This window comes from Neptuniibacter marinus (assembly GCF_965223595.1).
Lineage (GTDB): Bacteria > Pseudomonadota > Gammaproteobacteria > Pseudomonadales > Balneatricaceae > Neptuniibacter > Neptuniibacter marinus.
In genome coordinates this window covers 475,466-489,700 of the sequence record NZ_OZ245004.1, presented here as the reverse complement: position 1 = coordinate 489,700, position 14,235 = coordinate 475,466, and the positions used below count along the sequence as shown (strand labels likewise).

At 43.1% G+C, this 14,235-nt stretch carries 14 protein-coding genes; 9 read left to right on the top strand and 5 right to left on the bottom strand.

Annotation, left to right across the window (positions count from 1 at the left end; all coding sequences use genetic code 11):
• Positions 1-6: 6 nt before the first annotated feature.
• On the bottom strand, positions 7-1,263 hold the full coding sequence (gene lysA, locus ACOQOE_RS02295) for a diaminopimelate decarboxylase (protein WP_067866691.1): 1,257 nt from the start codon (positions 1,261-1,263) through the stop codon (positions 7-9).
• Positions 1,264-1,281: 18 nt separating this feature from the next.
• The gene (gene lptM, locus ACOQOE_RS02290; RefSeq protein WP_075107950.1) at positions 1,282-1,410 is read right to left on the bottom strand and encodes an LPS translocon maturation chaperone LptM; all 129 of its coding nucleotides are present in this window, start codon (positions 1,408-1,410) and stop codon (positions 1,282-1,284) included.
• 245 nt (positions 1,411-1,655) lie between these two features.
• On the opposite strand from lptM, the gene cyaY reads away from it, so the two are divergent.
• Both cyaY and ACOQOE_RS02280 read left to right on the top strand, forming a co-directional pair.
• Positions 1,656-1,988, top strand: a complete 333-nt coding sequence (gene cyaY / locus ACOQOE_RS02285; RefSeq protein WP_067866692.1) for an iron donor protein CyaY — start codon at positions 1,656-1,658, stop codon at positions 1,986-1,988.
• A 2-nt stretch (positions 1,989-1,990) separates the two neighbouring features.
• Positions 1,991-2,557 carry a D-sedoheptulose-7-phosphate isomerase gene (locus ACOQOE_RS02280; protein WP_420554815.1) on the top strand — a complete coding sequence of 189 codons (567 nt, stop codon included), beginning with the start codon at positions 1,991-1,993 and terminating at the stop codon, positions 2,555-2,557.
• Here the strand turns inward: ACOQOE_RS02280 and waaA are convergent.
• The gene (gene waaA, locus ACOQOE_RS02275; protein ID WP_420554814.1) at positions 2,554-3,831 is read right to left on the bottom strand and encodes a lipid IV(A) 3-deoxy-D-manno-octulosonic acid transferase; all 1,278 of its coding nucleotides are present in this window, start codon (positions 3,829-3,831) and stop codon (positions 2,554-2,556) included. The genes ACOQOE_RS02280 and waaA overlap by 4 nt on opposite strands.
• A gap of 155 nt (positions 3,832-3,986) precedes the next feature.
• On the opposite strand from waaA, the gene ACOQOE_RS02270 reads away from it, so the two are divergent.
• Positions 3,987-5,174: an FAD-dependent oxidoreductase gene (locus ACOQOE_RS02270; RefSeq protein WP_420554813.1), complete on the top strand. Its 1,188-nt coding sequence runs from the start codon at positions 3,987-3,989 to the stop codon at positions 5,172-5,174.
• Positions 5,168-5,965 (top strand): aldo/keto reductase, encoded by a 798-nt coding sequence (locus ACOQOE_RS02265; RefSeq protein ID WP_420554812.1) that lies wholly within the window; start codon positions 5,168-5,170, stop codon positions 5,963-5,965. The genes ACOQOE_RS02270 and ACOQOE_RS02265 overlap by 7 nt, the downstream gene beginning before the upstream one ends.
• A 19-nt stretch (positions 5,966-5,984) precedes the next feature.
• Here ACOQOE_RS02265 and hldE read toward each other — a convergent pair whose 3' ends face one another.
• Together hldE and msbA are read right to left on the bottom strand one after the other, a co-directional pair.
• Positions 5,985-7,418 (bottom strand): bifunctional D-glycero-beta-D-manno-heptose-7-phosphate kinase/D-glycero-beta-D-manno-heptose 1-phosphate adenylyltransferase HldE, encoded by a 1,434-nt coding sequence (gene hldE / locus ACOQOE_RS02260; protein WP_420554811.1) that lies wholly within the window; start codon positions 7,416-7,418, stop codon positions 5,985-5,987.
• Entirely contained in the window at positions 7,415-9,202 is a 1,788-nt protein-coding gene (gene msbA, locus ACOQOE_RS02255; protein ID WP_420554810.1) for a lipid A export permease/ATP-binding protein MsbA, read from the bottom strand. Before msbA ends, hldE begins: the two co-directional genes overlap by 4 nt.
• Before the next feature lie 132 nt (positions 9,203-9,334).
• On the opposite strand from msbA, the gene ACOQOE_RS02250 reads away from it, so the two are divergent.
• From ACOQOE_RS02250 to ACOQOE_RS02230, 5 genes are read left to right on the top strand one after another with little or no spacing between them, the layout of a single operon-like run.
• Positions 9,335-10,252 carry a lysophospholipid acyltransferase family protein gene (locus ACOQOE_RS02250; RefSeq protein ID WP_067866705.1) on the top strand — a complete coding sequence of 306 codons (918 nt, stop codon included), beginning with the start codon at positions 9,335-9,337 and terminating at the stop codon, positions 10,250-10,252.
• Between the two features lie 15 nt (positions 10,253-10,267).
• Positions 10,268-11,131 (top strand): glycosyltransferase family 2 protein, encoded by an 864-nt coding sequence (locus ACOQOE_RS02245; protein WP_067866706.1) that lies wholly within the window; start codon positions 10,268-10,270, stop codon positions 11,129-11,131.
• A gap of 3 nt (positions 11,132-11,134) precedes the next feature.
• Entirely contained in the window at positions 11,135-12,187 is a 1,053-nt protein-coding gene (locus ACOQOE_RS02240; RefSeq protein ID WP_420554809.1) for a glycosyltransferase family 4 protein, read from the top strand.
• A gap of 4 nt (positions 12,188-12,191) precedes the next feature.
• Positions 12,192-13,463 carry an O-antigen ligase family protein gene (locus tag ACOQOE_RS02235; RefSeq protein ID WP_420554808.1) on the top strand — a complete coding sequence of 424 codons (1,272 nt, stop codon included), beginning with the start codon at positions 12,192-12,194 and terminating at the stop codon, positions 13,461-13,463.
• Positions 13,448-14,194 (top strand): glycosyltransferase family 2 protein, encoded by a 747-nt coding sequence (locus tag ACOQOE_RS02230; protein WP_420554807.1) that lies wholly within the window; start codon positions 13,448-13,450, stop codon positions 14,192-14,194. The genes ACOQOE_RS02235 and ACOQOE_RS02230 overlap by 16 nt, the downstream gene beginning before the upstream one ends.
• Positions 14,195-14,235 lie beyond the last annotated feature (41 nt).

Here is a 14,235-nt window from a genome sequence, read left to right as displayed (position 1 = left end):
AAGCTCCTAACGATCTTTAGGTAAAAGTTGCTCACCTCTAACAAGATCCGTCAAAGTTTCACGTTTCCGAATAAGATAGTGCTGACTATCATCAACCATCACTTCAGCTGGGCGACCACGGCTGTTGTAATTAGATGCCATCACAAAACCATAAGCACCGGCAGAGCAAACCGCCAACAGGTCACCTGGCTCTAAATTTAGAGCGCGATCTTTACCTAAAAAGTCACCCGTTTCACAAACCGGGCCCACTAGATCCCAAGATTTAGTTTCTCCACCCTCCCGCAAAAGGGCTGGAATAATATCTTGATAAGCACTGTATAGCGCAGGGCGTATAAGGTCATTCATTGCGCCATCAATTATGGCGAAGTTTTTCTCATCCGTGCACTTCAAAAACTCAACTCGCGTTAGCATCACGCCAGCATTTGCAGCAATCGAACGGCCCGGCTCAAAAATCAACCCTAACTCACGATCACCTAATTTCTCTAAAACAGCAGCGATATACTCTTGCGGAGTAGGCGGTTCTTCGTCGGTATAACAAACACCAAGTCCCCCACCTAAATCTAAATGTTTAACCTTAATGCCTTCTTCAGCCAACTTATCAACTAAAACCAAAACACGATCAAGAGCATCCAAGAATGGCGCAACTTCAGTCAACTGACTACCGATATGGCAATCCATACCAACAATATCAACATTGCTCATCTCTGCTGCACGCTTATAAATCCGTACAGCTTCATTAATATCAATACCAAATTTATTATCTTTTAACCCTGTAGATATATAAGGGTGTGTACCCGCATCAACATCAGGATTTACACGAAATGATATAGCGGCAATTTTATCTTCAGCAGCAGCCACATCATTAACACGAACTAATTCAGCTTCTGACTCAATATTAAAACAGCGGATCCCCGCATTAAGCGCTTGAATAATCTCGTAAGGCTGTTTGCCTACCCCTGAAAAAACGACTTTAGAAGCATCGCCACCCGCTCTTAAAACCCGTTCAAGCTCACCTGCAGAAACAATATCAAAACCAGCGCCTAAACGAGCTAATACATTCAATACTGCAATATTAGAATTCGCTTTTACTGCATAGCATACGAGAGCATCTCGCCCTTCTAAAGCTTCTGCATAAGCAAGATAAGCGCGTTCTAGTGCATCTCTTGAATAAACATAGGTTGGGGTGCCAAACTCTTCAGCAATTTGCGTCAAAGCCACTTCTTCACAGCAAAGCTGTTCGTTTCTATACTCAAATGTATCCATTAAAAATCTCTTAACATTCTATTTCTGCTGTGAATTTTTATCTGCTTCTTCACTAGGCAGATACAAAGGGCCTTTTTGACCACAACCACCCAAGATAAGTAAGCTTAACAACATGACCAACCCAATACATTTCGTCTGTGCTTTCACAGCAGCTTTCCCCAAATAAACGGCATAATCTATCGATTATACCTATAACCAGAAATATTCATAAAACCGTTTTCAAATTTAGTTAAAAAAACCTTATTTAAAGACAAATAAAATAACCTTTTTTAGCTAAATGCAGGCAGAAACACGACGGTATAATGAGAATCATTCTTCGGATTTTCAGTTTAGCTTGATATACTCCTATGCCATAGCCCATGTTTGAAGGCTTTAACTAGCCGGAGTGAGAAATGACTGAGAGTGAATTTAACGATCGTGTTGACGCAACCTTAGAACAAATTGAAGAGATTCTAGATGAAGCTGAAACAGATATAGATGTACTACAAGGTGGTGGCATACTGACCATTATCTGCGAAAACAAAACTCAGCTTATTTTCACCCGACAAGCTCCTGTTAAACAGCTCTGGCTTGCCACTAAAAGCGGCGGTTACCATTTTGACTATGATGCGGAACAAGCCAGCTGGGTATTAGACAGTAATGGAGAGCAACTCAGTCCCTTCCTGACCCGCGCATTTAGTGAACAAGCGGGCGAGACCCTTGAATTTGATTTGGCAGGGGCATAAACATGTCATTTGATAATGCATTGCAGCGCCACTTCGATACCTTTAACAAACTACAAACAATCAAAGCTGAAACCGAGCAACTGGTAGAGCAGATCGATCTTTGCCTTCAAAAAGGCGGTAAACTTATTTTTATGGGCAATGGCGGTAGCGCAGCTGACAGCCAACATTTAGCCGCCGAATTTGTTGTTCGTTACAAAGCCGAAAGAAAGCCTTTATCAGCCATCGCCCTGACGGTAGACACATCAATACTGACCGCCCATAGTAATGATTACAGCTTTGACACTGTTTTTACCCGCCAAATTCAAGCATTAGCTAAACCAGAAGATCTCATCATTGGTATATCTACATCAGGTAATAGCGCAAATATTATTGATGCCATCAAAGCAGCATCTGAAATAGGTTGCAAAACCTGGGCTTGGACGGGTTCTCATGGCGGCCAACTCAATGAGATTGCTGATCAGCTCATCCGTATACCATCCGATGAAACCGCACGCATCCAAGAAGCTCATATTTTTATCGGCCACTGGTTATGTGAAGAGATGGATCGCCGAACGTCAGAAAACGCTTAATCCTTTAAGCAGTATTCATCCGTCAGGGCGTATAGTTTCTCTAATGCGCCCTGATTTTGCATAACAAATTGATACCCTCCCTGCCCCTGGCTGCTCAACCGCTCCGTATCGTCTAACAGACGCCTTAGCTCGCCAGCAAGTCCATCGGCATCACTCACAACCGTTAAGCCACCAGCTTGCTGAAGAGAGTCGCAGATCAACTGAAAGTTAAAATAGTGTGGTCCCATAATAACGGGCTTTTTTAACACCGCAGGTTCCAGTGGGTTATGTCCGCCACGCTCAACCAAACTGCCGCCAACAAAAGCGATATCTGCAGCAGCCAATAGTTTCATTAACTCTCCCATAGTATCGCCCAGATAAACTTGGGTGCGACTCTCCGGCTGCTGCCCTAAACTACGCCTCGCTAATTTCAGACCCGCTTGCTTAATTAGCTCTGCTACCCGATCAAAACGTTCAGGATGACGCGGCACAACCACTAATAAAAGATCGGGGTAATCGGATAGTAGTTGCTGATAAACCGCAATCAATTCTGATTCCTCTCCCTCATGGGTGCTCGCACCAATGAGGACTTTCCGTGATTCGCCCCACATCTGGCGCAATGCGTAGGCCAAACGTTCACTTCCTTCTGGCGCTTTAACATCAAATTTGATTGACCCAGTGACCGACATAGAGCGAGAAGGCAGACCTAAATCTAAAAACCGTTGGCCATCAATCTCATTTTGTACGGCTATCATATTGATCTGTTCTAACATCTGCCGCGCCAATGTACTAAATCGCATATAACCTCTAGCTGAGCGTTCAGACAACCGTGCATTCGCAACCAGTAAAGGAATACCACTGTGTGCGCAACTATTAACAAGATTCGGCCATAGCTCAGTTTCTACAATTACGCAGGCCCGAGGATTTAGCTTTTTAATAAAACGTTTGAGAGCACAAGGAAGATCATATGGACAGTAGTAGTGGGTCACAGTATCAGCAAAATTTACCTTTACTCGTTCAGCCCCTGTCGGCGTCATAGTTGTCATCACAATAGGTATATCTGGATAACGCGCCTGAATCAGCTTAACCAGAGGCACTATAGCTAGAACCTCACCGACAGAAACAGCATGAATCCAGAGCGGCTGCTTGCCCATCTTGTTTTTAGGTTTAAACAAACCCAACCGTTCTAGCCAGCGCTCTCTATAAGCGGGTGCCTTCAAACCTCGCCACCATAACCGGCCTAAAATAAAAGGCAGCGCGAGATAAAATAAAAAGGTATAGAGCAGACGATTCATTACAGTTTTTCAGCCACAAACAAAAGACAGCAATTATATCATGCTTACATGGTTTCTATACCTTAAGTCATTTTTCTCATCAATCCTGATAACCTAGCCAGCGCCCCCTGCACTTGCCTATAATGACCCACTAAACTTTTGCAACGAAGCCTTTTATGAACACCCTAAAGCTTGACCTAATTATTATAGGTGGCGGTATCGCGGGCCTATGGACATTAAATCGTGCAGTTAACGCAGGTTTTAATGCTATTTTGCTGGAAAAAAGCACCTTAGGTGGAGGGCAATCAATACGCTCTCAAGGCATTATTCATGGCGGCACCAAATACGCACTGAGCGGTGTTCTGACACAGGCCTCAAATACAATTAAAGAGATGCCTCAACGCTGGCGTGACTGCTTAGATGGCCAAGGTGAGATCAACCTAAACGGTGTAAATATCCTTTCAGATGCCCACTATATGTGGTCAAAAGGCTCTCTTGGCTCTCGCATGACAACATTCTTTGCGACCAAAGCTTTTAGAGGGAGGGTTGAAGAAGTTTCCGCTAATGAGCGCCCACAGGTATTCAAAAACAAACAGTTCAAAGGTTCGCTATATCGTCTAAATGAGCTGGTTTTAGACATCCCTAGTGTCATCAACAAGCTACGCCAACCAGTAGAAAATAGAATCTATCAGGCCGATATCACTAACGCTCAGATTAAGAGCGACGGTAAAACCATCAAAGGAATTTTCTTTCCTACCCAAAATCTCCACTTAGAAGCTAATAATTTAGTACTCACTTCAGGTGAAGGTTTTGAAGCACTAGCTAAAACACTAGATATCCGCCAACCCGAAATGCAGCGTCGCCCTTTGCATATGGTAATGGTCAAACACCAATACGACCTACCAACCTATGCCCACTGTATTGGCACCGGCAGTAAACCAGTCGCAACCATCACAACGCACCCCTGTAAAGATGGTAAACATATATGGTATTTAGGGGGTAACGTCGCAGAAACAGGCATGGACCGTACAGAGCAAGAACAGATAGCCTTCGCGAAAGAGGAGCTTGCCACACTGCTGCCTTGGGTTGATCTATCTAAAGCAGAATGGGCCGCTTTCCATATTAACCGTGCAGAACCTAAACAATCAGCACTGGTAAGGCCAGATTCCGCTTATGCAGAAAAAGTAGGTAACTGTATTGTGGCTTGGCCCACTAAACTAGCGCTCTCTCCCGACCTTGCCGATCAAGTATTATCTTTATGTGATCAACCTAGCCAAACAGTAGAAAGTAATAGCTTACAGCCCCTACAAATACTGCCAAAACCTGAAACCGCAGAGCCTGTTTGGGAGACTCTATTTTGCTAAAACGTCAGTTGGCTAATACGGGTTTAAATATCTCCCCCCTTGGCTTGGGAACCGTCAAGCTCGGCAGAAATCAGGGCGTAAAATATCCTACACATTTTGTATTGCCTAGCGATAAGGAAGCCAGCGATCTTATTGCTCTAGCTAAAAAGTTAGGGATTAATTTAATCGATACAGCGCCCGCTTATGGAAATAGTGAAGAGCGTTTAGGTAAGTTACTCAAAGGACAGCGGCAAGACTGGATTATCTGTTCAAAAGCAGGCGAAGAGTTTGATAACTCAACAGGTCAATCCAGCTATATTTTCACCCCTGAACATCTGCAATTTAGTGTAGAACGTAGCTTAAAACGCCTTGATACCGATTATATTGATATGTTGCTAATCCATTCCGACGGTAATGATGTAGAAATCATAGAGCGCTACGGCACACTTCAAGCGTTAAATGAGTTAAAAGCTCAAGGAAAGATACGCGCAAGCGGGATGTCGACCAAAACTATCGAGGGTGGACTTTTAGCGCTGCAACAATCAGATTGTGCAATGGTCACGTATAACTTAGATCACACAGAGGAGGAACCTGTGCTTGATTATGCTGCACAAAATAACAAAGGTATTTTACTAAAAAAGGCACTCGCATCAGGGCATATTTGTGCGGCTTCAAACGGAGACCCTGTACAAGCCAGTTTTGACTATATCTTTGCTCATCCAGGCGTAACATCCGCGATTATTGGCACCATCAACCCTGACCATTTACGCAAGAACATAGCTGCAGCAGAGAACGCTATCAACCGAAGATAGCGTTCCTACCCTTTACGGTTTATGCGTCGCTATCTTGCTGAATTTTTTCTACTATTGCCGTTGTCGAGCAATCATCAAGAAATGACAGTACTTTGACTTCACCGCCATAGCCACGCACAAATTCCCCACCTACAACGCCTTCAATACCGTAATCACCGCCTTTAACAAGTACATCAGGACGAACCCGTTCTAATAAGCGTTCAGGTGTGTCTTCATCAAAATAAAGCACCCAATCCACCGCCTCTAAACCGGAGAGAACGGCCATTCGCCGTTCGACAGGGTTAATAGGCCGACCTGGGCCTTTGAGACGACTCACTGACTCATCGCTATTTATCGCTAATACAAGACGATCACCTTGAGCACGGGCTTGCGCCAAATAACCTACATGGCCAGCATGAAGAATATCGAAGCAACCATTAGTGAAAACGATGGACTCCCCTGCCGCTCGAGCATCAGCTAAGGCTATAAGTAGCTGCTCTTCAGTCACGACCCCTTTCTCTGCACCTTGCTCCTTGCTAACCTCTCGACGAAGTTCTGGCGCACTAATCGCCGCTGTACCCAGCTTACCAACAACAATACTGGCAGCAATATTAGATAGCGCAACGGCATTAGGGAGATCTTCACCTGAAGCCAATGCAGCCGCTAACGTTGAGATGACGGTATCCCCCGCACCTGTCACATCAAACACTTCTCGAGCACGTGCAGGAAAATGTAACTCTTCTTTATTAGCACGAATGAGTGTCATGCCCTGTTCACTGCGAGTAATCAGTAACGCTTCAAGGTCCAACTCTTTAACGAGTGCCTGACCTCGTGTGACCAACTCCTCTTCTGTTTTACAAACACCAACAATCGCCTCAAATTCAGAAAGATTGGGCGTTAGCAGTGTGGCTCCTTTATAGCGACTAAAATCACACCCTTTAGGATCCACCAATATAGTTACATTATTACTTTTAGCGTCACGAATCAGGCTCTGACAATCAGATAACGTCCCTTTCCCATAATCAGACAGCACCAAAACACCAACATTCTCTAAAAGAGACGAAGTAGCATTGGCTAGCTGCTCACTATAGTCATGGGAAAAAGGTTCTTCAAAATCCAACCTAATCAATTGCTGATGGCGACTAATCACGCGTAGCTTAGTAATTGTCGGCTCATTCTCCGCCTTAGAAAAAGCACAGTGTACACGGGCCGATTGCAACTGTTTTTCAAGCGCTACCCCCGCCTCATCATCACCTACCAACCCTACCAGTGAAACACCGGCACCTAGTGCTGTGACATTAAGGGCGACGTTTGCTGCCCCACCGGGACGATCTTCATGCTGTTCCACTTTTACAATAGGTACAGGCGCTTCAGGAGAGATGCGTGAAGTCGGCCCCTGCCAATAACGATCAAGCATCAGGTCACCAACCACAAGTACCTGAGCTTTATCAAAACGTGGCATATGGATTTTCATTCAATATCTCCAGTACTTTCTTTTGAGGACCCTGCAGTTTCACTAAACTGTTTTTTATATAAACCGGCATAGGTACGTCCCATGGCCAATAACTCCTTATGAGTCCCTTGCTCAATGATCTGACCTTGTTCCATCACCACAATCTGGTCTGCTGACTCTATGGTCGATAACCGATGTGCTATAACCAAAGTGGTTCGTCCTTGCATCACATTTTCCAATGCCGCTTGAATATGCCGCTCCGACTCAGTATCTAAAGCCGATGTTGCCTCATCAAGAATAAGCACTGGAGCATTTTTAAGAATAGCCCGCGCTATAGCAATACGTTGACGTTGCCCACCGGACAATTTAGTGCCTTTCTCACCCACTTCCGTGTCCAAGCCGTCACTCATTCTGGCCACAAATTCCATTACATGAGCGGCTTCCGCGGCGGCAAGAATATCTTCCTCACTCACATTAGGCATGGCACCATAAGCAATATTGTCTCGAATTGTGCCATCAAAGAGAACTACACTCTGCGTCACTAATGCAATCTGGCTTCGTAATGAGGCTAAGTCATACTCGGCAAGGGATTGACCATCCAGCAAGATATCACCTGAAGTTGGCTCATAAAATCGAGGCAACAAATTTGCTAAGGTAGACTTACCACTGCCCGATTTACCGACAAAAGCCACTGTTTGTCCAGGAGCGATCGACAGATTAAGGTTGGTCAATACCGGTTTATTGGGCAGGTAAGAGAAACTTAAATTCTGCAGTTGCAAGCGACCTTCACCTCGCTCACTCACTAACGAACCACTATTTTTCTCTGTTTCCTCGTCAATGAGTTCAAAGATACTCTGCGCAGCAGCAATACCTCGCTGAATTGCGCCATTAACTTCAGTTAGCGAGCGCAAGGGTTTAGCGATCAAACCGGCGGCGGTAATAAAGGCAATAAACTGCCCCGCACTCATACCGGTGCTCATTAGCGGGTGTAACGCGAGAAATATCAGGAGCGCTAAAGCACTCGAAACAATGAGCTGTACAATGGGTGTGCTCAGCGCTTCAGTGGTTGCCATCTTCAAGCTCTGACGCAAGTTTTGCCCACTTGCTTGCTCAAAACGGTGGCGCTCTTTATCGCTGCCACCAAAGATACGCACTACCTGCACACCCTGTACGTTTTCAGACGCTACATGGGTTACTTCTCCCATGGAATCTTGAATACGGTGACCTAAACGGCGAAAACGTTTAGAGGCAACAGCCACGACGAGCGCAATAAATGGGGACACGGCGGCAAACACTAAAGTTAATTGCCAATTGAGATACAACAGGTACACAAGCAAACCGATCACAGTCATGCCTTCCCTGACACTAATTTTTAACGACTCCGTTGCAGCATTAGTGACTTGCTCAACGTTATAAGATATTTTCGAAAGAATATGACCTGATGCATTATTGTGATAATAATCTAAAGGGATAACGAGCAGCTTATCAAACATCACTACGCGTAGTTGATGGACAATATTCCTCGCTACATAAGCGGTAAAATAGTTACCCATAAACGTCCCTAAACCGCGAGCAAAAGCGATCCCTATTAATGCAAGCGGCCCATATATATAGGCATCCTCTTTCTGCTCACCTATAGCATCAACAAGATATTCCATAAGGGCAGCAAACCCAGTTTGCGTCGCGGCATAAATAATAAAACCGATAATACCTAGGGAAAAAGGCAGCCAGTATGGCCGTACGTATGCAAGGAGACGAAGGTATATCTTCATCCCTGTTCCTGATGCTGGAACCTGATCAGTCATATAGATCTATCTTATATTACAAATAATTAGTCGTATTGTACCTTGCTAGCCTCTGTTGCCCAACCTTCCATCTAGCTGAGTATTGCTGACATAGGTATAATCCCCTACTGATTCTAGAGACATACATAAATCGTGAATACATCAACTTCTTTCTTTGCACCCAAATACTGGCCAACATGGCTAGGCATTCTAGTATTAAGGCTACTTGCCTTGCTGCCCTATAGGCTAGGCTTGGGCTTTGGCCGATTAATCGGTATTACACTGTATTATCTACTACCTAAACGACGTCATGTTACCGACGTTAACTGTAAACTATGCTTCCCCGAATTAACGCCCCAAGAACGTGAGCAGTTCGTAAAAGATGTATTCAAAAATAACGGTATAGGTATCGTTGAAACCGCATGGGCCTATTGGGGTAACAAAAAAAGGCTCATCGCGCGTACCGAATACAGAGGTTTCGAACTCCTCGATGACGCCCTTAGCCTTGGCCGCGGTGCGATTTTACTCGGGGGACATTACTCACAACTCGACTTGGGCGGTCTATTGTTTTCAGTTTACAAAACCCCAATAGCGACCACTTATAGGGAGCATAACAATCCTCTTATGGATACAATGATCACTAAAGGGCGTTCCTCTTTTAGCATCCCTGTCGAACGAAAAAAAATACGCGAGATAATCAGAAAGCTAAAACAGAACCTCATTATCTGGTACGCCCCTGATCAGGACCTTGGGCGAAAAAACTCTGTATTTGTGCCCTTTTTTGGCCAAACAGCCGCAACAATCACAGCCACCACTAATATGGTTAGGTTTAACAATTCGCCGATTGTTTGTTTGCATCTACGCAGAAAAGAGGATGATTCAGGCTATATTATGGAGATTGTTCCTGTTCCAGACTTTCCCAGTGGCGATGAAGTTGAAGACGCGCGTTTAATGAATTTAGCGATAGAAGCGGGAGTAAGGAAAGCACCCACCCAGTACATGTGGGTACATAAACGTTTCAAAACACAGCCCGACGGCGACCAAAAACTATATAACACGAAAGAACGCTAATTTTAGGAGACGCGTGTGAAAGTCAGCGGTTTTACTTTTTTAAAAAACGGTTCGACACTAGGCTACCCTTTTGTAGAGAGTATTCGCTCAGCCCTACCTTTATGTGATGAGTTTATTATTGCATTAGGGGACTGCGATGATGATACAGAAGCGCTCCTAAATAAAATTGACGATCCGAAAATCCGCATTATCCATACAACATGGAATGATAAAATGCAGGACCGCGGCTACGTCTATGGCCAGCAAAAAATGATTGCCCACTTCAACTGTACAGGAGACTGGGCCCTGTATATTGAAGGCGATGAAGTCTTACACGAAAACGAGATCAAAACGATTCGTGGCAATATGGAAAAATATCTCGATGATCCAGAAACTGAAGCATTCTACTTTGATTTCTACCACTTTTATGGACGACCGGATCAAGTAGGTATTTCAGGATACCGTCGAGCGCCCCGTATTATTAGAAACTCAATTCGTAGCTATGCGCCAGATGGTTTGTTCTTTGTTGTACTCGATAAAAACAAACGTGGCCGCTATCCAAAAGCCCGCCATGCAGGCGGTAATGTCTACCATTACGGTCATGTAAGAAACGTTGCAAAGATGCAAGAAAAGATCAACCAAGTTTCCCAATACTGGAATGAAAAGCCTGCACCTTTTCCTGGATATGGTGATATAGACCCTGCGGTTCTGCGACCTTTTAAGGGTACTCATCCAGCGGTCGTAGAAGATTGGCTAAAAACCGATGCCGAATGGGATTTCAAACCTAACCCAGATTACACACTAACCAAACGTGACAAGAAAGTTCGTTTAAAGCTAAAAATTGAAGATATGTTTGGTCTTGAGATCAGCAAAAAACACTATACCGATCTGGATAAGTAACCCTTGAATATACAAACATCTTCAATCCACATTGTTCGTCGATATGGCCCTGTTGGCGGTATGGAACGCTATGTGTGGGAGCTTACCCATGCATTAGCCAAGCAGGGACAAAGGGTAAAAATCATTTGTGAGCGCGCTTATGAACAATGCGACAATAATATAGACGTTATAGAACTCGGCGAGGTAAAACCAAAACCTCGTTGGCTTGCTATGATCAAGTTTTCTAATCGTGTTTCTAAATATCTTAACAGCATAGATACAGATAAATGGGTGATCCACAGCCATGAACGTTGCGCAGAACACCACGTGACTACGTTCCATGGCCCCTCTATCTTAATGCGGAAGAAAAGGTTTTTAGATTTTATTTCCCCCCGTATTGCAACTTGGGAATATTTAGAAAAGCGTGAGCTGTTTGGTAAAAATGTTTATACTGTACTGCCTAACTCACTGCTCGTTTCAGATCAGCTAGCTAAATTATATCCCGCAGCAGCACATAAACTTGGCTTTCCCGCCTACCCAGGCGTGTCAGAACAATTTACTCAACTCTCACGCAAATCCAACGGTCATACCATTGGTTTTATTGGTAAAGAGTGGCAACGAAAAGGACTAGAATTTGCAGTCAAGGTGGTTAAATCCTTAATCGACCAAAACCCTCAAATAACATTTATTGTGACTGGGCCTGAACCAGAAGAGATAGAACATCTATTTACCGATTGGCCTAAGGACAACTACCAGCTAAAAGGCTGGCAACGCTCAGAAGATATATTACCGTACATAGACCTCCTCATTCATCCTGCAGAGGTAGAACCCTTTGGAATGGTTGTAGCAGAAGCAAATGCGGCGGGCTTACCTGTGGTAATATCAGACTGCTGCGGTATTGCAGAATTGATCAAAAATGATATAGGGGAAGTTTTACCCTTAACAGCTAACACTAATACGTGGGCTTCCGCTATAAAGGAAAAATTAAACGACAGTAAAGCTGATAATCTAAATTTACACTGGTCTGCTCTTGCCCAAAAACATCAAACCATATACAAGTTCTGTCAAAGGGGTTAATAAAATGAACAACACCCCTCAAAACACCCTTATAGGTTTTAACACTGAAAGGGCTAGCGATTTTATAATAACAGCATGTTTATTTATTTTTTTGATCTTATCTGTTTCATTCCACGGAAGTTACAAATTTTCTGGGATCCTAATTCTTTTTTCGTATATATTATTTACTTTACCTACAATCCGAAAAAGCCTCTATCTAAATAGAAGTCACATTATATTCATAGTCGGCTGCATGCTATATATTGCCAGTATGTTATCAGAACTACTTATTCACAAGGAAGAATTCAGGGAGTTCGATCCTGCAAGCAAAGTGTTTTTATTTGCGCCATTCCTTTTTCTATTATGCAGATTAGAATCAAAACAATTAATTATTCCTATCGGCTTTGCTATAGGTTCAATAGTACTTTTCTTAATAGCCTTTTATGAAAGAAATATAATGGATATTCCTCGTTCAGGAGGAGGTATAAATCCAATTCAATTTGGAAACACCGCAAGCGTTATGGGCCTTATTTCTTTTTTCCTTATCAAATCTTTAACAAACGAGAAGAAAAAAGCACTTATCTTTCTGCTTATTATTGGCGGAATTTCTGGCTTATCCGCTTCGTTTCTTTCCCTTAGCCGAGGGGGGTGGATAATAATACCTATAGGAATTTTTTTACTCGGATTTCAATACAAAGATAGCATTATAAAATATCCAAAAAAAACACTGATAGCTTTAATAATTACCTTTATAACTGTCACGACAATTATTTCACAAACAAATATAACGCCTCGAATTGAGATGATATCTACAGATATTCATAAATTCTCACAAGGAGACAACTCAACTTCTACAGGCCAACGCCTTGCCATGTGGAAAGTCGCATTTGAAATTTTCATTTCCAGCCCTATAGTTGGTGTTGGGAAAAGTGTTTATTTACATACTCAGCAACAAAAAGCTGACAACGGAGAGATCGCAATACAATTAAAAAAGTACAACCATGCACATAACGCTTATTTTGATACTGCCGCTCGCCGCGGAATAATAGGCCTAGTAGGTTTGCTAAGTTTACTATTCACTCCTTTTCTCATAGCATGGAGAAATTTAAATAGTACAAATACAAGAATAAAAGCTTACGCATACTCTTTAGTTATTTTAAGTTTAAGCTTTTCTTCATATAACTTAACTCAAAGCATGTTTAACCATAATAGTGGAATAATAATGTTTACAATGTTTATGATCATTTTAATATCGGGCCTAAATGCAGAAAAAAGTGTTTCATGCTCTCAGTCATAATCATTACAAAAAACGAAGCCCATAATATCCAAGACTGTCTCGACTCAGTTTCATGGGCAGATGAGATCATTGTTGTAGACTCAGGCAGTGAAGATGGCACCCAAGAGATCTGCCATAAAACAGCTAACTGTACCTTAGTAGAAACAGATTGGCCGGGGTTTGGTGAACAGAAAAATAGGGCCTTAGCACTGGCAAACAATGAATGGGTGTTATCTATAGACGCTGATGAAAGAATTGATAATGCCTTAAAGGATGAGATATTAAACGCCATCGAACAAACCCAATACGATGGTTTTAAGATCCCCCGCCATTCGCAATATTGTGGCCGTTTTATTGATCATTCCGGCTGGACGCCTGATTATGTACTTCGTTTATTCAAACGAGAAAAAGCTGTGTTTTCTGATGACAAAGTCCATGAACGGGTAATTTTAAACGGAAAAACTCATAAACTTTCTAACCCGATGCAGCACTATTCGTACGAAAACTTAGAACAAGTTTTACGTAAAGTTGATCAATACTCAACCTTAGGCGCTGAGCAATTATACGCCCGCGGGAAACGATGCGGACTAGGCACTGCACTGTACAAGTCCTTCTGGGCTTTTATACGAACTTATCTTCTTCGTCGAGGCTTTCTTGATGGAAAACACGGTGTAATGTTGGCTATTTCTAATGCAGAATCAACCTATTACAAATATGCCAAGCTCGCATTAATGTCAGAGAAAGCCCAATAATGACACTCAACTTAGTCTGATTATTGAACTTATTTTCCAAT